Origin of the sequence: Streptomyces hoynatensis (genome assembly GCF_003626535.1) — a bacterium.
Taxonomy (GTDB): domain Bacteria; phylum Actinomycetota; class Actinomycetes; order Streptomycetales; family Streptomycetaceae; genus Streptomyces; species Streptomyces hoynatensis.
The window spans coordinates 717,938-737,879 of the sequence record NZ_RBAL01000001.1 but is presented as its reverse complement, the minus strand read 5'-3'; the positions used below and the strand labels follow the sequence as shown (position 1 = coordinate 737,879).

At 71.8% G+C, this 19,942-nt stretch carries 19 protein-coding genes and 1 tRNA gene; 7 read left to right on the top strand and 13 right to left on the bottom strand.

Annotated features, from left to right (window positions below):
• Positions 1-175: 175 nt before the first annotated feature.
• Complete coding sequence (locus D7294_RS03220) at positions 176-472, top strand: WXG100 family type VII secretion target (RefSeq protein ID WP_120675110.1); 297 nt, start codon at positions 176-178, stop codon at positions 470-472.
• Positions 473-571: 99 nt separating this feature from the next.
• Here D7294_RS03220 and D7294_RS31780 read toward each other — a convergent pair whose 3' ends face one another.
• The gene (locus tag D7294_RS31780) at positions 572-739 is read right to left on the bottom strand and encodes a hypothetical protein (protein ID WP_158674552.1); all 168 of its coding nucleotides are present in this window, start codon (positions 737-739) and stop codon (positions 572-574) included.
• A gap of 602 nt (positions 740-1,341) precedes the next feature.
• On the opposite strand from D7294_RS31780, the gene nhaA reads away from it, so the two are divergent.
• Complete coding sequence (nhaA, locus tag D7294_RS03215; RefSeq protein ID WP_120675108.1) at positions 1,342-2,664, top strand: Na+/H+ antiporter NhaA; 1,323 nt, start codon at positions 1,342-1,344, stop codon at positions 2,662-2,664.
• Here nhaA and D7294_RS03210 read toward each other — a convergent pair.
• On the bottom strand, positions 2,624-3,835 hold the full coding sequence (locus D7294_RS03210; protein WP_120675106.1) for a pyridoxal phosphate-dependent aminotransferase: 1,212 nt from the start codon (positions 3,833-3,835) through the stop codon (positions 2,624-2,626). The two genes, nhaA and D7294_RS03210, sit on opposite strands and share 41 nt — an antisense overlap.
• Before the next feature lie 87 nt (positions 3,836-3,922).
• On the opposite strand from D7294_RS03210, the gene D7294_RS03205 reads away from it, so the two are divergent.
• Complete coding sequence (locus D7294_RS03205) at positions 3,923-4,564, top strand: winged helix-turn-helix transcriptional regulator (protein ID WP_120675104.1); 642 nt, start codon at positions 3,923-3,925, stop codon at positions 4,562-4,564.
• Positions 4,565-4,669: 105 nt separating this feature from the next.
• On the opposite strand, the gene D7294_RS03200 is transcribed toward D7294_RS03205, so the two are convergent.
• The 5 genes from D7294_RS03200 to D7294_RS03180 all read right to left on the bottom strand — a co-directional run bounded on the left by D7294_RS03200 (position 4,670) and on the right by D7294_RS03180 (position 8,475).
• Positions 4,670-5,323 (bottom strand): SDR family NAD(P)-dependent oxidoreductase, encoded by a 654-nt coding sequence (locus D7294_RS03200; protein WP_120675341.1) that lies wholly within the window; start codon positions 5,321-5,323, stop codon positions 4,670-4,672.
• A 195-nt stretch (positions 5,324-5,518) separates the two neighbouring features.
• Positions 5,519-6,100 carry a DUF4276 family protein gene (locus D7294_RS03195; protein WP_241562072.1) on the bottom strand — a complete coding sequence of 194 codons (582 nt, stop codon included), beginning with the start codon at positions 6,098-6,100 and terminating at the stop codon, positions 5,519-5,521.
• Positions 6,101-6,114: 14 nt separating this feature from the next.
• Positions 6,115-7,296: an AAA family ATPase gene (locus D7294_RS03190; RefSeq protein ID WP_120675100.1), complete on the bottom strand. Its 1,182-nt coding sequence runs from the start codon at positions 7,294-7,296 to the stop codon at positions 6,115-6,117.
• A gap of 204 nt (positions 7,297-7,500) precedes the next feature.
• Positions 7,501-7,572, bottom strand: a tRNA-Cys gene (locus tag D7294_RS03185).
• 165 nt (positions 7,573-7,737) lie between these two features.
• Complete coding sequence (locus tag D7294_RS03180) at positions 7,738-8,475, bottom strand: GntR family transcriptional regulator (RefSeq protein WP_120675098.1); 738 nt, start codon at positions 8,473-8,475, stop codon at positions 7,738-7,740.
• Between the two features lie 266 nt (positions 8,476-8,741).
• On the opposite strand from D7294_RS03180, the gene D7294_RS03175 reads away from it, so the two are divergent.
• Both D7294_RS03175 and gap read left to right on the top strand, forming a co-directional pair.
• Positions 8,742-9,698, top strand: a complete 957-nt coding sequence (locus tag D7294_RS03175) for a GlxA family transcriptional regulator (RefSeq protein WP_120675096.1) — start codon at positions 8,742-8,744, stop codon at positions 9,696-9,698.
• 137 nt (positions 9,699-9,835) lie between these two features.
• Complete coding sequence (gene gap / locus D7294_RS03170; protein WP_120675095.1) at positions 9,836-10,834, top strand: type I glyceraldehyde-3-phosphate dehydrogenase; 999 nt, start codon at positions 9,836-9,838, stop codon at positions 10,832-10,834.
• 168 nt (positions 10,835-11,002) lie between these two features.
• Here gap and D7294_RS03165 read toward each other — a convergent pair whose 3' ends face one another.
• Genes D7294_RS03165 through D7294_RS03155 form a run of 3 tightly spaced genes read right to left on the bottom strand, consistent with a single transcriptional unit; the run spans position 11,003 to position 13,952 of the window.
• Positions 11,003-11,878 (bottom strand): ATP-binding cassette domain-containing protein, encoded by an 876-nt coding sequence (locus D7294_RS03165; RefSeq protein WP_120675339.1) that lies wholly within the window; start codon positions 11,876-11,878, stop codon positions 11,003-11,005.
• Between the two features lie 5 nt (positions 11,879-11,883).
• On the bottom strand, positions 11,884-12,951 hold the full coding sequence (locus tag D7294_RS03160) for an ABC transporter permease (RefSeq protein WP_120675092.1): 1,068 nt from the start codon (positions 12,949-12,951) through the stop codon (positions 11,884-11,886).
• Positions 12,948-13,952: a substrate-binding domain-containing protein gene (locus tag D7294_RS03155; protein WP_120675090.1), complete on the bottom strand. Its 1,005-nt coding sequence runs from the start codon at positions 13,950-13,952 to the stop codon at positions 12,948-12,950. Before D7294_RS03155 ends, D7294_RS03160 begins: the two co-directional genes overlap by 4 nt.
• Positions 13,953-14,276: 324 nt before the next feature.
• Between D7294_RS03155 and D7294_RS03150 the strand changes: the two genes are divergently transcribed.
• On the top strand, positions 14,277-14,516 hold the full coding sequence (locus tag D7294_RS03150) for a helix-turn-helix transcriptional regulator (protein ID WP_120675088.1): 240 nt from the start codon (positions 14,277-14,279) through the stop codon (positions 14,514-14,516).
• On the opposite strand, the gene D7294_RS03145 is transcribed toward D7294_RS03150, so the two are convergent.
• Positions 14,464-15,111 carry a DedA family protein gene (locus D7294_RS03145; protein ID WP_120675086.1) on the bottom strand — a complete coding sequence of 216 codons (648 nt, stop codon included), beginning with the start codon at positions 15,109-15,111 and terminating at the stop codon, positions 14,464-14,466. The two genes, D7294_RS03150 and D7294_RS03145, sit on opposite strands and share 53 nt — an antisense overlap.
• Before the next feature lie 155 nt (positions 15,112-15,266).
• On the opposite strand from D7294_RS03145, the gene D7294_RS33905 reads away from it, so the two are divergent.
• The gene (locus D7294_RS33905) at positions 15,267-15,680 is read left to right on the top strand and encodes a heavy-metal-associated domain-containing protein (RefSeq protein WP_422070643.1); all 414 of its coding nucleotides are present in this window, start codon (positions 15,267-15,269) and stop codon (positions 15,678-15,680) included.
• A 359-nt stretch (positions 15,681-16,039) separates the two neighbouring features.
• Here the strand turns inward: D7294_RS33905 and D7294_RS03135 are convergent, their stop codons facing one another.
• A complete protein-coding gene (locus D7294_RS03135; RefSeq protein ID WP_174248248.1) occupies positions 16,040-17,368 on the bottom strand; it encodes a citrate synthase in 1,329 nt (442 codons plus the stop codon).
• 128 nt (positions 17,369-17,496) lie between these two features.
• Positions 17,497-19,737 (bottom strand): SF1B family DNA helicase RecD2, encoded by a 2,241-nt coding sequence (gene recD2, locus D7294_RS03130; protein WP_120675337.1) that lies wholly within the window; start codon positions 19,735-19,737, stop codon positions 17,497-17,499.
• Between the last annotated feature and the right edge of the window lie 205 nt (positions 19,738-19,942).

Genomic DNA, 19,942 nt, shown 5'->3' with positions numbered 1-19,942 from the left:
CGGCGTCCTAGCCACCAACCGAGGTACGGAGGACGGCCCCTTGACCGGGGGTATCGTCCTGTGCATCTCGGCCGTAGGCTGAGTGGCCGTGGCCGTGCCGGACACGGGGGGCCACGTCACACAACGAACCACCGCGGGGGCACCGGCCCTCCGCCCCACTAGGAGGGGAAACGTCATGGCTGACGTGAATGTCACATATGAGGACATGCGGCAGGCTGGCAACAGGCTCAAGCAAGAGTACGAGCAGATGGACGCCAAGCTGGACGAGCTCCAGTCCTACATCCAGGGCCTCGTCTCCGACGGTTACGTGACGGGCCGGTCCTCGGGCGCGTTCGACGACCAGTACCAGCAGTTCACCACCGGTGCGAAGCAGATGCTCCAGGGTCTGGAGGGCCTCGGCTCCTTCCTGATCCAGGCGGCCGACACCTTCGAGCAGACCGACGAGGGTCTGGCCTCCGGCATCAGCGGCTGACGCATCCGCCTGCCGCCCGTGGGGCGGTGCCAGGCGCCCACCCGGCGCCCGGCACCGCCCCACGGCCTTTCCCCACCCTTGCCACCCTTGCCACCCTTCTCACCCCTTCTCGCCCCTTCTCGCCCTTCTCGCCCTTCTCCCGCGGCTTCCCCGCGCCTTCCCCCGCCTCTCCCTCGCGGCCGGCTCCGCGGCGCGCTTCGGGGCGCGCTTCGGGGTTTCCTCCGCGATATCCTCGCCCTTTTTCTCCGCGTTCTCCTTCTCCTTCATCCTTCCCGCCGCTTCACACCCCTCCACCCCACTCCACTCCGATTCGCCCCTTTCCCCACCGGTCCGCCCCGATGCGCACCGGCCCGCCGCCCGGCGACTCGCGCGCCGGCGCATCCCGCTCGCCCCGCCTTCCCCCGCGCTCCCTGCGCGCCTCCCCCGCGCCCCCTCCGCGCCTGCGCGGCGCCGGCTCGGCGGCCGACTCCCGGCGTTCCCCGGCGCTCCCCGGTGATCCCCGGCGCCCCGCGGCGCCCCTCGCCGCAAGCGGCCCTTCGGTGATCTTCGGCGCGCTTCGGGAATCTGCGGCCATCCACGGGGATCTCGGCCTTCCGCCAGGCACCGCACACCCTTCGACACCTTGAGCGCATTCATTCACCTTTACCTCGCTTTCGCCACCGGCTGCTCACCGATCCTTTTCGGCCACGGCCGCCCCGGGGACCCCGGCCGCCTCCGGGGCGATCGATGCGCCGGACGACTGATCCCGCGCGGGGTCAGCGGGTAGGGTGGGAGAAAGGCGTCGGGATGTGTCCTCTTCGCCTGGGGTGCGCCGGGAAGTCTGGTCGGCAACGTCCGTGTCCGTACGTTGCGCCGCGAGAGGCTCCCGCATGAAGCGCCCCGCCCTGCCCTTCCGCCTGACGAGGAACCCCGCGAGCGACGCGGAGCGCGACCGGCGGACCCTCGCCGAGTTCCTCCGGCTGGAGGTCGTCGGCGGCCTGCTGCTGGTGATCGCCGCGGCCCTCGCCCTGGTGCTGGCGAACTCCCCGCTGAGCGACGCCTACGCCACGGTGCGCGACCACCACCTGGACATTCCGCCGCTCGGCCTGGAGCTGACCGTGGGGCACTGGGCGTCCGACGGGGTGCTTGCCGTCTTCTTCTTCGTCGCCGGGGCCGAGCTGAAGCGCGAGCTGGTGGCCGGCGAGCTGCGCCGCCCGGCCGCGGCGGCGCTGCCGGTGGTGGCGGCGGTCGGCGGCATGGCGGTGCCCGCGGGGCTCTACGTCCTGGCCGGCGGGGTGGGGGGCGGCGACCTGAACGGCTGGGCGGTGCCGATGGCCACCGACATCGCCTTCGCCCTCGGGGTGCTCGCGGTCGTCGGGCGGCACATTCCGGCGGCGCTGCGGACCTTCCTGCTCACCCTCGCGATCGTCGACGACCTGATCGCGATCACCGTGATCGCCGTCTTCTACACCAGCGGCCTGAACTTCCTCGCCCTCCTGGGCGCGCTGCTCGGCCTGGCGCTGTTCCGGACCCTGCACGCGCTGCGGGTGCGCGGCTGGTACGTGTACGTGCCGCTGGCGCTGGCGGTCTGGGTGCTGATGTTCAACAGCGGCGTGCACGCGACCATTGCGGGCGTGCTGCTGGGGATGCTGCTGCGGGCCACGCCCGACCCGCTGGAGAAGGAGTCGTCAGCCGAACGCGTCGCGCACCTGGTGCACCCGTACTCGGCCGGCTTCGCGGTGCCGCTCTTCGCCCTGTTCGCGGCCGGGGTCGAGGTCTCGGGCGGCACGCTCGCGGACATGGCGCACGAGCCGGAGGCGATCGGCGTGGTGCTCGCCCTGTTCGCCGGGAAGACGATCGGCGTGTTCGGCGCCGCCTTCCTCACCGACCGCTTCACGCGGGCGCGCCTGAACCCCACGCTCAGCTGGGCGGACGTCGCCGGGGGCGCGATGCTGGCCGGAATCGGGTTCACCGTCTCGCTGCTCATCGCGGAGCTGGCCTTCGAGGGGGACGAGCAGCTGACCGCGCACGTCAAGGCCGCCGTCCTGCTCGGCTCGCTGGTGTCCGCGCTGGGCGCCTCCGCCCTGCTGACCGCCAGGGGCCGGGTCCACCTGCGGCGGGCCGACGGCGGGCACGGGCGGCCCGCCGGCCGGGCGGGCGGGGACGGCGGGGTTACTGGCGGTACCCGGCCAGGAAACGGCCGATCCGGCTGATGGCCGACTCCAGGTCCTCCGCGTGCGGCAGGGTGATGATCCTGAAGTGGTCGGGGCGCGGCCAGTTGAAGCCGGTGCCCTGCACGACCTGGATCTTCTCCCGCAGCAGCAGGTCGAGGACGAACCGCTCGTCGTCGACGATCCGGTGCACCTCGGGGTCGATCCGCGGGAAGGCGTAGAGCGCGCCGCGCGGCTTCACGCAGCTGACGCCCGGGATCTCGTTGAGCTTGCGCCAGGCCGTGTCGCGCTGCTCGTGCAGGCGCCCGCTGGGCAGCACCAGCTCGTTGATGCTCTGCCGGCCGCCGAGGGCCGCCTGGATGGCGTGCTGCCCGGGGGTGTTGGCGCACAGCCGCATGGAGGCCAGCATCGTCAGGCCCTCCAGGTAGTTCCTGGCGTGCTGGCGCGGCCCGGAGACCACCAGCCAGCCGGAGCGGAAGCCCGCCACCCGGTAGGACTTGGACAGGCCGCTGAAGGTCAGGCAGACCACGTCGGGCGCCAGCACGGCGGGGCTGTGGAGGACGGCGCCGTCGTAGAGGATGCGGTCGTAGATCTCGTCGGAGAAGACCATCAGGCCGTGCCGGCGGGCGAGGTCGAGGATGCCCTCGACGATCTCCTTCGGATACACCGCCCCGGTGGGGTTGTTGGGGTTGATCACGACGACGGCGCGGGTGCGGTCGGTGATCTTGGCGGCCATGTCCTCCAGGTCCGGGTACCAGTCGGCCGACTCGTCGCACAGGTAGTGCACGGCCCGGCCGCCCGCCAGCCTGGTGACGGCCGTCCACAGCGGGAAGTCGGGGGCGGGCACCAGGATCTCGTCCCCGTCCTCGACCAGGGCCTGCACCGCCATGGACACCAGCTCGGAGACGCCGTTGCCCAGGAAGACGTCGTCGACGCCGACGTCGGCCACGCCGCGCTGCTGGTAGTACTGGGCCACCGCGCGGCGGGCGGAGAGGATGCCGCGCGAGTCGCTGTAGCCGTGCGCCTTCGGCAGCGTCCTGATCATGTCCTGCAGGATCTCCTCCGGCGCCTCGAAGCCGAAGGGGGCGGGATTCCCGGTGTTCAGCCGCAGCACGCTGTGGCCCGCCTCCTCCAGCGCGTTGGCGTGCTCGATCACCGGGCCGCGAATCTCGTAACAGACGTCGCGGAGCTTGCTCGACTGCCGGAACTCCATGCCGGACCTCCCAGGTACTGGCGCTTCACTTGGTTCTACCAAGTGCCCACTTGGAAAGTCCAACCTCATTTTTCTAGACTTCCCCTCATGCCACACCGACCACGCCGCGCCTACGACCAGTTCTGCGCGATTGCGCGGGCCCTCGACGCCGTCGGGGACCGCTGGGCCCTGCTGATCGCGCGCGAGCTGCTGGCGGGACCGCGCAGGTACACCGACCTGCACGCCGACCTGCCGGGCGTCAGCACCGACGTGCTCGCCACCCGGCTGCGGGACCTGGAGCGGGACGGCGTGCTCGGCCGCCGCAAGCTGCCGCCGCCCGGAGGGGCCGTCGTCTACGAACTGACCCCGCACGGCCGGGAGTTGCTCCCGGTGCTCGCCGCGCTCGCCACCTGGGGCGCGGCCGGCCTCGCCGAGCGGCGCCCCACGGACGCGGTGCGGGCGCACTGGTTCGCGGTGCCGCTGCTCGACCGGCTGCAGCGGCTGGCGGCGGGGCACGAGGGGGTGGTGGAGGTCGAGTTGGACGAGGGCGCCTTCCACCTGCGGCTCGGCGCGGGGCCCGGCTACGGGGAGGGCCGGGCGGAGCGCGCCGACGCGCGGCTCAGCCTGGACACGGAGACCTGCGTGGCCCTGGCCAGGGACGATCTGACGGTCGAGAAGGCGATCGCCGGCGGGCGGGCGCGGCTGGCGGGCGCCTCCCCGCTCGCGGCCCGGCTCCGCGGCGACGCCTGAGCCACCGCGGGCACGCCCGGCCGCCCCGCAGGCCCGGCCGCGCCATCGGCCCGGCCGCGCCACCGGCCCGGGGCGGCCCACGGCCCGGGCCGCCCCGGGCGGGAGTCACACGCCGGCGTGGACGACCTCGCGCCGCCAGTCGCGGCGGGGCTGGGTGTGGAGGCGCCAGTGGTGCTCGGCGATGTCCTCCGGGTCGAAGGCGGTGCCTGGCGCCACCGGCCCGGCCACCGTGACGGAGGCCACGTGGACGCCGGCCGCCCCGTACTCCTGGTCGAGCAGCTCCACCAGGGTGCGCACCCCGGCCTTGCCGAGCGAGAGGCTGACGTAGCCCGCCTTGGGCTCGGGCATCCCGCCGGTGAGCAGGATGCTGCCGTGGCCGCGCCGCGCCATCCGCGGCGCCAGGTGGGCGGCGGTGGTGAGCGCGCCCAGCACGTTCACGGCGTAGGCGTCCAGGTGGGCGCGGACCGGCAGCTCCCCCACCCGGTCCGGCCTGATCACCGCCGCGTTGTAGACCGCGACCTCGGGGGTGCCGAACCGGTCGGCCGCGGTGTCCAGGGCCGCGCGCAACGCGTCCTCGTCCGCGCCGTCCGCGGTCAGCCCGAGCACCGGCACGCCGAACTCCGCCACCGCCTCCGCGGCGGCCCGCACCGTCTCCTCGCGCCGCGCCAGCAGCGCCAGCGCGAAGCCCTCCCGGGCGAACCGCCTGGCGACCGCGCGCCCGATCCCAGGGCCCGCCCCGACTATCACCGCTGTGGACATGCCGCTCATCCCGCCTTCCTCCCGCGTTCTCCCGCCTCGGCGCGCCACCGGCCGCGCCACCGGAAGCGGAGCCTAGAGCCCTGACACGGTGAGAAGGTCAAGCCCGGCCCTCGCCACGGCGCCGGCCGCGCCGCGCCACCCTGCCTCAAGGCCACGCGAGCGGATCGCCCGCAGGGGGTGAGTCCACCTGTGAGGTCAACTCCCCGGCAATCCGATCAGCTTTTCAACCGCATGCATCATCCGCCGGAACGAGCGGCTCTTTTCCGAAGCCATGGCCAGGTCGATCATGGACGAGAACTTTGCTTGATGGAGAGTCTCCTTGTAAGACTCGTGCATCATCGATTCCAGTTGGGCCTTCGCGTTGCGCTTCGCCTCCGGTTCCGCCGGGGCAACAGCGTTGTCTCGGACCGATGGGTGGCTCCGCAGAGAGTCCGCGGAGGCAAGAATCCAAGCCTCGTACTCGTGATAGGCGATCACCACCTCCACGGGCACCGAAAATGCTTCTGCCTCGGGAGCTATGAGGCGAGCCAATTCCACGGGACATTGGATGTCGCTATCGTCGCCGTCACGGATGATCAGCACTCCCCCCGTCCGCCCCTTGACTCGAACTTCCTGCAACCGCACGGCCTTCGCCAACTCCTCGGGCTTGCGCATTTTCGCGGAGTCAAGCCTGAAAGGTTGAGCTACTTCAATCCAGACTGCGTGACGTTCTCCGATTCTGGTGATCAGTTGCCGTACGGCCGCAACCTCACCGTGACCCTCGACGATTGGGGCCACGATTGGTGCACGCTTCACCTGGGGACTCCCGGAAGAAGTTGGTCGTTACGAAGCAGTTCCCCCGGGGTGTAAAGCTGCTCACGAAGCGCCAAAGCCCCGGCCTCATCCAATTCACCGATACACGTTTCGCCAGCAATGGAGCGCACTGCGCGAATCTCCCTCAAAGTGAAGTCGTGCCGATCCAGGAGATCAGGACTATGACTGGTCACAATCACCTGACGGCGTTCACTCGCATCACGCAGGGCATCGAGAAGGACACCCGCAGCCGCCGGGTGCAATGCACTTTCCGGCTCCTCGATTCCGACGGTACTCAGGGTTGATCCGGTCCCGGCGAAGAGGGAAACCAGGACGCCCAGGGCGCGCAGCGTTCCATCAGAGACGGATTGCGCCTGGAACCGCCAGGGATTTTTTGCTCCTGGCACGTCTTGACTGAAAACAAGCGTTTCCCAATTGCCCAATTCGGAGCGGGATACTCCATGCATACCAGGCACGATATTTTGCAGGTAGCTCTCGATGCGCGCCTTGTCCGACTGACCCCGCCCGCTCCGCTCCAGGCGGTGAAGCACACTGGCGATATTGGAGCCGTCACGATGAAGGAAATCTCCAGCGTCCGGCGATTGCGGTTGCCGTATCACATCGGGATTGAGACTGAAAACACTGATTCCGGCAAGTCCGTCGAAGATCGACCGAAAGGGATCAAGCCCAGCGGCGGACACCAGGTAAAGTCGCTGGTTGCTCACAGGCGGCATCACCGGTTCGCTCTGCTCGGCCAGGGCACCATTTTCCACCCGAAAATATGCCTCTACGGGAAGTGACACCTCGGCAGCGCTCGAACGACTCCGCACTCGGCAATATTCTCTGGAGATGCGATAGCCGAGCCCTTTAACCGCGCCTACCTCGAACCCGTATTCTCCCGAAAATGAAGGGCTCTCGACCGAGAGATCAATCGAGAAATGGGTGGGATGGCCTGTCGACCGGCGGCGAACCTCAGACACTCCGCCGCGCGCACGTAGAGCCTGGTCCAACGATGTTTGGAGTGACTCGGATACGAGACGCAGGGCATCGAGGAAGTTGCTCTTGCCCGAGCCATTGGGCCCGACGAGCAGCAGGAGCCGGCCCAACTCCACGTTGGCTGCAGCGATGCTCCTGTAGTGCCGTAGCCGGACACGGGTCAGCGAGAAGTAGTTGTCCTGCATGCGATCAGTCTGACACCGGCTCGACGGAAGTCCCAACCATCAGGCAGGGCCAAGGCGACCTACCCACACGTGAACTGCCTGCTTCGCTGGAATCGTCGTCCCCCATTGCCGATTCGCCCGGGCGCAGCGGGAGTCGGTTAACTGATCGGGTACGCAACGACTGCGAACGGGCTACCACCCAACGGCCCTGGTTCAGGACACCGGAGGCCGTGGCGGGATTCGAACCCACGTCACTCGCTTTGCAGGCGAGCCCCTGAACCACTCGGGCACACGGCCGTGCGCTCTCGCTTGCACGACCATGCCGCCGGGCCGCCCGCCCGGTCAACGGATCCGGGCCGAACGCAACGGGAACGGCATCGGCGGACATGCCCCGTTCACGAACGGGCCGAAGGCGGGGCGGAACCCGCGCCGGGAACAGCCCCGGCGGCGCGCCCGTCCCGCTCAGGAGCGGACCAGCAGGTGCAGCTCGAAGGTGTAGCGGGAGGCGCGGTAGAGGTGGGTGCCGAACTCGACCGCACGCCCCCGCTCGTCGAAGGCCGTGCGCTGCATGCTCAGCAGCGGCGCGCCCACCGGCTCGGCCAGCAGCCCGGCCTCCTCCGCGCTCGCCGAGGTGGCGCCGATCGACTGGTGCGCGCTGTGCAGGGCCGTGCCACCGGCCCGCAGCAGCCGGTAGAAGCCGGTGGTCTCCAGCTCCTCCTCGGTGGCGTCGAGCAGCCCGGGCGGCAGGTAGTTGCGCAGGTGGGCCAGGGGCTCGCCGTGGGTGAGGCGCAGCCGGTCGAGGCGCTGCACCTCGCTGCCCTCGGCGACGGCGAGCGCCGCCGCCACCCCGGCCGTGGCGCGGACCCGGGCGAGGCCCAGGACCCGGGTGGTGGGGCGTTGCCCGGCGGCCTCCAAGTCGTCGTAGAGGCTGGTCAGTTCGAGCGGGCGCTTGACCTGGCTGTGCACCACCTGGGTGCCCACGCCCCGGCGGCGGACCAGTAACCCCTTGTCGACCAGGCCCTGGAGCGCCTGCCGCACGGTCGGCCGGGACAGGCCGAGGCTGCCCGCGAGCTCCATCTCGTTGCCGAGCAGCGTGCCGGGCAGCAGCCTGCCCTGCGCTATGGCGGCCTCAAGCTGCTGGGACAGCTGGTAGTACAGCGGCACCGGGCTGCTGCGGTCGATGCTGAACTTGACGTCCACCCGACGTCTATCCCTTCCCCGTCGTTCCCCCCGCACCGCGGGCCTTCCCCGCGGGCCGCGTCCGTGCTGACTCAGGATAGGGGCCGCCGGCCGTGCCTCCCGCCGCCATGCGTTCTCCGCCGCCGTGCCTCCCGCCGCCCCGCGTTCCGCCGCCGCCCGGCAGCGGGCCGCCGTAGGCCCGCGACGCCCGGACGTCCCCTGCCCCGGGCCCGGCTCCCCGCTCCCGTTCCCCGACCGAGGCGGCCCGCCCCCCGTACCCTCGTCCCGTGCCAGCCTCCCGCCTGCATCGCGTCGCCGTCCTCGTGCTCGAGGGCGCGAAGCCGCTCGACGTCGGCATTCCCGCGCAGGTCTTCACGACCCGCGCGAGCATGCCCTACGAGGTGCGGGTCTGCGGGGCGGCGCCCGGCCTCGTGACCGGCGGCGACGGCCTCGCGTACTCCGTCGCGCACGGGCTCGACGCGCTCGCCTGGGCCGACATCGTCTTCGTCCCCGGCTACCGGAACCCGGACCGCGAGGACCCGCCGCGGGCCGTCCTCGACGCGCTGATCGCCGCCCACCACCGCGGCGCGCGGCTGGCCGCCATCTCGACGGGCGCCTTCGCGCTCGCCGCCACCGGCCTGCTCGACGGCAGGCGCGCCACGACGCACTGGCACTACACGCGGGCCCTCGTGACCAGGCACCCGCTGGTCCGGGTCGACGAGAACGTGCTGTTCGTCGACGAGGGCAGCGTGCTCACCTCGGCGGGCGCCGCCTCCGGCATCGACCTGTGCCTGCACATCCTGCGCGGCGACCTCGGGGTGGCCGCGTCCAACCACGCGGCCCGGCGCCTCGTGGCCGCGCCCTACCGCAGCGGCGGCCAGGCCCAGTACGTGCCGCGCAGCGTCCCCGAGCCGCTCGGCGAGCGGTTCGCCGCCACCCGCGAGTGGGCGCTGCACCGGCTCGGCGAGCCCCTCACCCTCGACAGGCTGGCGCGGCAGGCCGAGGTCTCGCCGCGCACGTTCTCCCGGCGCTTCGTCGAGGAGACCGGCTACACGCCGATGCAGTGGGTGATGCGCGCCCGCGTCGACCTGGCCCGCGAGCTGCTGGAGCGCTCGCAGCGCAGCGTCGAGCAGATCGCCGCCGACGTCGGGCTGGGCACCGGAGCCAACCTGCGCCTGCACTTCCAGCGCATCCTCGGCACCACGCCGAGCGAGTACCGGCGCACCTTCACCCGGGGCGAGTGACCCCGGGCGCCGCGGCGCGGGCAGGGGCGGGCAGGCGCGGGCAGGGTGGCAGGATACTTGTGAACGCTGGCGTTCCCGCCACTGTCAGGGGCGCGAGCGGCGGGCGACCCTGGTGGCGAAGGGAAGGAACACCGCTCATGACACGCATCGCCATCAACGGATTCGGCCGCATCGGACGCAACGTGCTGCGCGCGCTGCTGGAGCGCGACAGCGCCCTTCAGGTCGTCGCCGTCAACGACCTGACGGAGCCCGCCACCCTCGCCCGGCTGCTCGCCTACGACAGCACGGCGGGCCGGCTCGGGCGCCCGGTGACCGTCGACGGGGACACCCTGGTCGTGGACGGCCGCCGGATCACGGTGACGGCCGAGCGCGAGCCGGCGCGGCTGCCGTGGGCCGCGCTCGGCGTCGACCTGGTCCTGGAGGCCACCGGCCGCTTCACCGCGGCCAGGGCCGCCCGCGCCCACCTCGACGCGGGTGCGAAGAAGGTCCTCGTCAGCGCGCCCTCGGACGGCGCCGACGTCACGCTCGCGTTCGGGGTCAACACCGGCGCCTACGACCCGGCCGCGCACACGATCGTCTCGAACGCCTCCTGCACCACCAACGCGCTCGCTCCGCTGGCCGCGGTCCTGGACGAACTCGCGGGCATCGAGCACGGGTTCATGACGACGGTGCACGCCTACACGCAGGAGCAGAACCTGCAGGACGGGCCGCACCGCGACCCCCGGCGCGCCCGGGCGGCCGGCGTCAACATCGTGCCGACCACGACCGGCGCCGCCAAGGCGATCGGCCTGGTGCTGCCGAACCTCGACGGCAAGCTGTCGGGCGACTCGATCCGCGTGCCGGTCCCGGTGGGCTCGATCGTCGAACTCAACACCACCGTCGCCCGCGACGTGACGCGCGAGGAGGTGCTTGCGGCGTACCGGGCCGCGGCCCAGGGGCCGCTCGCCGGCATCCTCGCATACTCGGAGGACCCGCTGGTGTCCTCCGACATCACGGGCAATCCCGCCTCCTCGATCTTCGACTCGGCCCTCACCCGCGTCGACGGCCGCCACGTCAAGGTGGTCGCCTGGTACGACAACGAGTGGGGCTTCTCGAACCGCGTGATCGACACCCTCGAACTGCTCGCCGGCCGCTGACCGCCCCCCGGTACGACGGCCCCGGCGCCCGCGCCTCCCGCCACGCCCGCCCCGGGCGCGACGGGAGGCCACCGGCCTCTCGGCGCGGACCGGGCGGCCCCGCCCGCCCCCGCCCCGGGGGGCCTGGGCCGGGGGCGGGCGGGGCCCGGGGCGGGTGGCGGACGGGGGTCAGGCCGGGCCGGAGAGTTCGCGTTCGAGTTGGGCGAGTTCGGCGCCGCCGGCCATGTGGCGGGTCAGCTCGTCGAGGGTGACCCCGCTGCGGGGGGCGGCGAGTTCGACGGAGCCGAGCCGCAGCACGGTGAAGTGGTCCCCCACCAGGTGGGCGTGGTGCGGGTTGTGGGTGATGAGGACGACGCCGAGGCCGCGGTCCCGGGCCGCGGCGATGTACCTCAGGACCACCCCCGACTGCTTGACGCCGAGTGCCGCGGTGGGCTCGTCCAGGATCAGCACGCGGGCCCCGAAGTACACCGCCCGCGCGATGGCAACGGACTGCCGCTGCCCGCCGGACAGGGAGCCGACCGGCTGGTCGAGGTCGTCGAGGACGATGCCCATGCCGCGCAGCTCCGCGTCGGCGACCGCGCGCATCCTCGCCACGTCGAGCCGCTGGAAGGGCCAGCGGCCGCGGGTGAGTTCCGAGCCGAGGAAGAAGTTGCGCCACACCGGCATCAGGCTGACGGTGGCCAGGTCCTGGTGGACGGCGGCGATCCCGCGGTCCAGGGCCTGGCGGGGCGAGTCGAGACGCACCGGCCGGCCGTCGATGCGCAACTCGCCCGAGGTGTGCCGGTGCACCCCGGCGATGATCTTGATGAGGGTGGACTTGCCTGCCCCGTTGTCGCCGAGCACGCAGCTGACCCGGCCGGGGTGCACCGCCAGGTCCACTCCGTCCAGGGCGCGGATGGTGCCGTAGGTCTTGCCCACGCCCACCAGTTCGACGAGGGGCGCGGCGCCGCCCGGCGCGGCGGGGCCGGCGGGTTCCGCGGCGCCGGCCGGTGTGGTGGCGCCCTTGGGCCCGGCGGGTTCTGCGGGGTTTTCTGGTGTGGTCACCTGGGTCACCTCCTGGTCGCCTGCCGGCGCACCCACAGATTCAGCAGCACGGCGAGCAGGAGCATCGCCCCGAGGAAGAACATGAACCAGTCCGGGTCCCAGTCGGCGTAGACGATGCCCTGGGAGGCCATGCCGAACAGGAACGCGCCGACGACCGGCCCGAAGACCGAGCCGTAGCCGCCGGTCAGCAGGCAGCCGCCGATGACCGCGGCGGCGATGTAGCGCAGCTCGTTGCCCACGCCGCCGCCCGACTGCACCGTGTTGAAGGCGAACAGCTGGTGCATGCCGGTGAACCAGGCCGCGAAGCCGACCGTCATGAAGAGGCTGACCTTGACGAAGGCCACCGGGACGCCGACGGCCCTGGCGCTCTCGGCGTTGCCCCCCACGGCGAAGACCCAGTTGCCGTACCTGGTGCGCAGCAGCACCCAGGTGGCGAGGCAGGCGAAGCCCAGCCACCACAGCACGGTGACCCGCAGGTGCGTGCCGCCGATGGTGAGGGTGGCCGCGAACACCTTCTTCGCCTGGTCGAAGCCGTCCATGTCGCGGATCGAGTCGGTGGCGACCTCGCCCGTGATCGCCTTGGTGACGGCCAGGTTGAGGCCCTGGAGCATCAGGAAGGTGGCCAGCGTGATGAGGAAGCTGGGCAGCTTGGTGCGCACCAGCAGGAAGCCGTTGAGGGCACCGATCGCCACCGAGAGCAGCAGGGCGACGCAGACCCCCGCCCAGACGTTCAGGGTCAGCTGGAAGGCGAACATGCTGGCCGTCAGGGCGGAGGTGGTCACCGCGACCCCGGCCGAGAGGTCGAACTCGCCGCCGATCATCAGCAGCGCCACCGCGACGCCCATGATGCCGAGCGTCGAGGACTGGTAGAGCACGGTGGACAGCGAGTCCACGTGCCGGAAGGTGGGCGCGACGGCGTAGAAGAGCAGGTAGACGGCGAGCGCGCCCACCAGGGCACCCATCTCGGGCCGCCCGAGCAGACGGCGGGCCGTGCGCCGCCGGGGCGCGCCGGCTCCCGCGGGGGGAGCGGCGGGGGCGGCGGGCGGTGCGGCCTGTCCCTGCGCGCCGCTCATCGGGTCCCGTTCGCGGCGAAGCCGGCGATGGTGTCGATGTTGTCCTGGTCCACGAAGGCGGGGCCGGTCAGCACCGGTTCCTGGCCGCCGCCGCTGACGTTGCCGTTGGTCTGGTAGAGCCACAGGGCGTCCACGGCCAGGTAGCCCTGAAGGTAGGGCTGCTGGTCCACGGCGAACTGGATGTCGCCGTCCTGGATGGCCTGCACCAGTTCGGAGTTGAGGTCGAAGGTGGCGATGCCGGCCTCGCTGCTCGCGTCCTCGACCGAGCCCACGGCGGCCAGCGCGAAGGGGGCGCCCAGCGCGACGATGTAGTCGATCGAGTCGTCCTGGCGGAGCTTGGCCTCGATGGTGGAGCGGACCGAGGGCATGTCCTCGCCGTCCACGTAGAGGATCTCGTTCTCCCCCTCGAAGGTGTCGTCCACGCCGCCGCAGCGCTGTTCCTGGGAGATGTTGCCCTGCTCGTGGATGACGCAGATGCTGTGGTGCGCGCCGACCTCGTTGAGCCGTTCGCCGAACGCCCGCCCCGCGACGCCCTCGTCCTGGCCGAAGTAGGAGAGCAGGCCCAGGTCCTGCCAGGCGGGCAGCCCCGAGTTGAGGCCGACGACGGGGATCCCGGCGTCCTCGGCATCGGCTATGGCGTCCGCGAGCGCGTCGGGGTCGGGCATGGTGAGGGCGATGCCGTCCACGTCCTGGTCGATGGCGTTCTGGATGAGGGCCGCCTGGTTGGCGGCGCTGGGGTCGCTGGAGTAGACGAGGTCGACGTTGTCCTTCTGCGCCGCCGCCTCCGCTCCCTCGCGGACGGTGTCCCAGAACGTGTCGCTCGACGCCCCGTGGGTGATCAGCGCGACCTTCAGCCTGGGGGTGTCGGCCACTGAGGCCCCGGCGTTCTGGTTGTCCCGGTCCTCCTGGGCCTCTTTGCCCCCGGAGTCGCTGGAACAGCCGGCGAGCAGCAGGCTCGCGGCGCAGGCCGCGACGAGCGCGGAGCGGCTGGTCCGATTCATCGTCCGTACCTCACTTCGCTGTGAGACTTCCCTGATGGCGGCTTGGGCCGCTGGGGACGGAAGCAAACCCGCGGCGGGCCCGGCTGTCAATTGATCTCGCTCTCCCCGGATTTGGGGCCGGCTGAACACCGGAAGACCCGATAAGCCGTCAGGTTCTTCCGCGGCGGGCCACGAGCGTCACCGCCCTGTGGCCCGCCCGTCACAGGTGGGCGACAGCGTGGGCCCCGCGCCCGGTGGCGTCGTTGTGGTCGGGGAACAGCGCGCTGACGGGGTGTCAGCCGGGAGCGAGGCCGCTCGTGCGGCGGCCGGAGGAGGTGCGAGGAGATGAGCGAGGACGTGCGCCGGGACCCGCGCGAGGAGCCGTGGGAGCCGGGGGAGCTGTGGTCCTACAAGGAGATCGCCGCGCACATCGGGGTGCAGCCCGCCACCGTGCGCTCGTATCGCAAGCTGGGGCATCTGCCGCCGCCCGACGCCGTGCGCGACGGGCGGCCGTACTGGCGTCAGGAGACGGTCAGGCGGTGGGTGGCGAACCGGCCGGGACGGCGTCGCGGGCGCCGGACCTGAGGGCCCCGGCGGCGGCCGGTCCCCTGGCCACGGTCCTGGTGGGCCCCGAGGCGGGGCGGCCGAGGCGGGTGAGGAGCTGGGCGACGCAGGCGACGACGGCGGAGACCGCGGTGCCGAGGGCGAGCGAGGGCCAGGTGCCGTGCAGGGCCGAGCCGCCCCAGTAGCCGAGGGCGACGCTGTAGGAGGCCCAGACGGCCTCGGCGATCGCGGCCCCGAGCAGGTAGCGCCTGGCGGGGTAGCCGACGACGGCGGCGGCGAGGCCGCCCACCAGGCGCCCGCTCGGCAGGAAGCGGATGCCGATGACGAAGGGCAGGCCGTGGGAGTGCATCCTGGCGGCCATCCAGGCCAGTGCGGCCCGGCGCCTGGGCCTGCGGTTCAGCCGGCGCAGCGCGCGGGGCCCGGCCAGGCGGCCCGCGCCGTGGACGAGGGCGTCACCGGCCAGGGCGCTGCCGGCGACCACGAGCAGGACCAGCGGCAGGCTCAGCTTTCCCTCCTGGGCGAGGGCGCCGGCGGAGGCGATCAGGGCGGCGTTGGGCACGAGCGGAGGGGCGGTGGTGAGGGCGAGCAGGGCGTACATCCACAGTGCGCCGTCCATTCCTGGTGTCCCATCCTCTCCACGGCTCTCCCGAGCCTGGTGTGTGTCAGCAAAAGCTGACACGCCAGGCGCGGGACGGGGAACACGTTTCGAGGAATACCCGGGGGATGTGGTGGTCTCCCCTAGGGCGGTCGCGTTATACCCCCAAGGGGTATATGATTCGGCCAGTCGCAGGGCGCGTGAAGGGACACCCGGGAAATCCACACAGGCGTGCGGGAAGCCTGCGCAACGCCGGTGGCCGGAAGCGGACCCCGCGACGCGCCGGAACGACTCCCCCGGCGCGGCCGGCGCCCACCGGCCGGGCGGGGGGAACGGAAGCAGCAGCCACACAGAAGCGAGGCAGCCCCATGAGCACCACGAGCACCGTGACCTACCGGGTCTCCGGCATGACCTGCGGACACTGCGAGGGGAGCGTGAAGGAGGAGGTCTCCGCGCTGCCCGGCGTCACCGGGGTGACGGCCGCGGCGGCCACCGGCCTGGTGACCGTCACCTCCGAGGGCCCGCTCGACGACGAGGCCGTCCGCGGCGCCGTGGACGAGGCGGGATACGAGCTGGTCGGCCGCGTCTGAGCCGGACGCGCCCCGCGCGGGGGAGAAACCCCCGCGAAGGCCGGAAGCCGGGCAGGGGAATCGGGGAATCCCCGGGACGGGATGCGGGGAACCCTGAGACGTCCGGGATTCCCCGAGGATTCGGGGAATCCCCGGGAACCCACGGGAAGGCCCGGGAAAGGGAGAAGCGCCCCGGCGACGGGTCCCCCCACAGGGCCCGTGGCGCGGGGCGCTTCCTGCCGTTCGCTCAGAGCGTCCCCCCACGGGACCCCGGCGGAACGGCCGTCAGCGTGGGTCCAGCCGAATCCGCGCTAACGCTGACCGGTTAGACCCACAACTCGTTCAAAGGTTGCGCACAAGATGATGTGACCTGCGTCACATTATCCGCGCTGCTCCACCGGCACGTACGGACGCTCCACGACGCCGGTGTAGATCTGCCGCGGGCGGCCGATCCTGGTGGTCGGGTCGGTGATCATCTCGTGCCACTGGGCGATCCAGCCCGGCAGCCGCCCGAGGGCGAACAGCACGGTGAACATGCTGGTCGGGAAGCCCATCGCCCGGTAGATGAGGCCGGTGTAGAAGTCGACGTTCGGGTAGAGGTTGCGCGAGACGAAGTAGTCGTCGCCCAGCGCGTGCTCCTCCAGCTTCAGCGCGATGTCGAGCAGCTCGTCGGACTTGCCGAGCGCCGACAGCACGTCGTGGGCCGCCGCCTTGATGATCTTGGCCCGCGGGTCGAAGCTCTTGTACACCCGGTGGCCGAAGCCCATCAGCCGGACGCCCTGCTCCTTGTTCTTCACCCGGCGGATGAAGGAGTCGACGTCCCCGCCCTCGGCCTGGATGCGCTGGAGCATCTCCAGCACGGCCGCGTTCGCCCCGCCGTGCAGCGGGCCCCACAGGGCGTTGATGCCGGCGGAGATGGAGACGAACAGGTTGGCCTGGGAGGAGCCGACCAGGCGCACGGTGGACGTCGAACAGTTCTGCTCGTGGTCCGCGTGCAGGATCAGCAGCTTGTCCAGGGCGTTGGCGACCACCGGATCGGGCTGGTAGTCCTCGGCGGGGACCGAGAAGGTCATCCGCAGGAAGTTCTCCACGTACCCCAGGTCGTTGCGCGGGTAGACCACCGGGTGGCCGACGGCCTTCTTGTACGCGTAGGCCGCGATGGTCGGGAGCTTGGCGAGCAGCCGGATGGTCGAGATGTAGCGCTGGCGCTCGTCGAAGGGGTTGTGGCTGTCCTGGTAGAACGTGGACAGCGCGCTGACGACCGAGGTCAGCATCGCCATCGGGTGCGCGTCCGTCGGGAAGCCCTCGAAGAAGCGCTTGACGTCCTCGTGGAGCAGCGTGTGCTGCGTGATCTCGTTCCGGAAGGCCGACAGCTCGTCGACCGTGGGAAGTTCACCGTTGATCAGCAGGTAGGCCGTCTCCAGGAACGAGCCGTGCTCGGCGAGCTGCTCGATCGGGTAACCCCGGTAGCGAAGGATGCCTTTCTCGCCGTCGAGATAGGTGATCTCCGATTTCACCGACGAGGTGTTCCCGAAGCCCGAGTCCAGGGTCACCAGACCGGTTTGGGCCCGCAGCTTGCCGATGTCGAAGCCGCGGTCGCCCACCGAGCTCTCCACCAGCGGGTAGCGGTACTCGTCGTCCCCGTACCTGACTACGACTGCCGTGTCTGCACTGTCGCTGTTGCGGTTCTCGCTCACGTCATCCCTCACCGACGTATGTGCCTCTTCTTCGAGGTGCCCTGACTGACTCCACTGTCCCCCATCTGGAGCCAGAATGTGCACTCGGGGTCGGCCAAGTGGCGAAAATCTGGCACGGCGTGCCGCCTAAATCGGATGTTTTACGGCCGATCCCGGCGGGGGATCAGCCCCGCCAGCCGCGCGTCGAGGGCCGTGTGGCGGCGCCCGGCGGACACGCTGCGCACCGCCTGGCCCAGCGCCCGCCGCGAACCCACGAGCACCACAAGCCGCTTGGCGCGGGTGACGGCCGTGTACAGCAGGTTTCGCTGGAGCATCATCCAGGCGCTCGTGGTGACCGGAATGACCACGCACGGGTACTCGCTGCCCTGGGAGCGGTGGATCGTCACCGCGTAGGCGTGCGCCAGCTCGTCCAGCTCGCCGAAGTCGTAGCCCACCTCCTCGTCCTCGTCGGTGCGCACGGTCAGCCGCTGCTCGTCGAGGTCCAGGCCCGTCACCACGCCGACGGTCCCGTTGAAGACGCCGTTCGCGCCGCGCTCGTAGTTGTTCCTGATCTGGGTGACCTTGTCGCCCACCCGGAAGACCCGGCCGCCGAACCGCTTCTCCGGCAGGCCCGGCCTGGCCGGGGTGATCGACTGCTGCAGCAGCCCGTTCAGCACGCCGGCGCCCGCCGGCCCGCGGTGCATCGGGGTGAGCACCTGCACGTCCCGGCGCGGGTCGAGGCCGAATCTGGCCGGTACCCGCCTGGCCGCCACGTCCACGGCCAGCTTCCCCGCCTCCTCCGCGTCGTCCTCCACGAACAGGAAGAAGTCCGCGAGGCCCTGGGTCAGCGGCGGCACCCCCGCGTTGATCCGGTGGGCGTTGGTCACCACCCCGGACTGCTGCGCCTGCCGGAAGATGCGGGTCAGCCGCACGGCGGGCACCGGGCTGTCCGCGGACAGCAGGTCGCGCAGCACCTCCCCGGCCCCCACCGAGGGCAGCTGGTCCACGTCGCCCACCAGCAGCAGGTGCGCGCCCGGGGGCACGGCCTTGACCAGCTTGTTGGCCAGCAGCAGGTCCAGCATGGACGCCTCGTCCACCACCACCAGGTCCGCCTCCAGGGGCCGGTCGCGGTCGAAGGCGGCGTCCCCGCCCGGCTTCAGTTCGAGCAGCCGGTGCACCGTCTTGGCCTCCGCCCCGGTCAGCTCGGCCAGCCGCTTGGCGGCCCGCCCGGTGGGGGCGGCCAGCAGCACCCGCGCCCGCTTGGCCCGGGCCAGCTCGACCACCGACCGCACCGTGAACGACTTGCCGCAGCCGGGCCCGCCGGTGAGCACCGCCACCCGCTCGGTCAGCGCGAGCCGCACGGCCTGCTCCTGCTCGGGCGCGAGCGCCGCCCCGGTCCGCGCGGCCAGCCAGGCCAGGGCCGCCGCCCAGTCGACGGACCCGAAGGCCGCCAGCCGGTCCTCCGGGCCCCGCAGCAGCCGCCGCAGCTGCCCGGCGAGGGAGAGCTCGGCGCGGTGGAAGGGCAGCAGGTAGACCGCGGTGACCCTGCCCTCGGGCTGCTCCGGGTCCGGCACCGCCTCCCGGACCACGCCGCCCGCCTCCTCCGGCTGCGCCGCCAGCTCGCCCAGGCAGTCGATGACCAGGCCGGTGTCCACCTGGAGCAGCTTGACCGCGTCCGAGATCAGCCGCTCCTCCGGCAGGTAGCAGTGGCCCTGGTCGCTCGCCTGGGAGAGCGCGTAGGCCAGCCCCGCCTTCACCCGTTCGGGGCTGTCGCGCGGGATGCCCACGGCCTGCGCGATGCGGTCCGCGGTCAGGAAGCCGATGCCCCACACGTCGGCCGCCAGCCGGTAGGGCCGGTTCTTCACCACGGAGATGGCGGCGTCGCCGTACTTCTTGTAGATGCGCACGGCCAGGGAGGTGGAGACCTCGACGCTCTGCAGGAAGACCATGACCTCCTTGATCGCCTTCTGCTCCTCCCAGGCGGCGGCGATCCGCGCGGTGCGCTTGGGGCCGAGCCCCGGCACGGCGATCAGCCGCCCCGGGTCCTCCTCGATCACCTCCAGGGTCGCCAGCCCGAAGTGCTCCACGATGCGGTCGGCCGTCACCGGGCCGATGCCCTTGATCAGGCCGGAGCCCAGGTAGCGCCTGATGCCCTGCACGGTCGCCGGCAGCACGGTCGTGTAGTTCTCCACGGTGAACTGGCGGCCGTAGCTGGGGTGCGAGCCCCAGCGGCCGGTCATCCGCAGCGACTCGCCGACCTGCGCGCCGAGCAGCGAGCCCACCACCGTCAGCAGCTCGCCCCCGCCGCGGCCCGTGTCCACCCTGGCGACCGTGTAGCCGGTCTCCTCGTTGGCGTAGGTGATGCGTTCGAGGACCCCCTCGACGACGGTGCTTGACGACATGCCACGACCGTAACCCCGGTCGCCGACACGGCAGTCGGCCCCTTCCGCCTCGAAGGCCGCGGCGCCCGCCGCCCGGCGCGCTCCCCCGGTTGCCTCCACCGGCGCCCCGGGGCTCCCGGCGGCACCGGCACGCACTGGAAGGGGCGCTGGCCAGGGCGCACCATGAGAGGGCCCGCCGGCGCGCCTCGGCCGGGGCGGCGGGCGG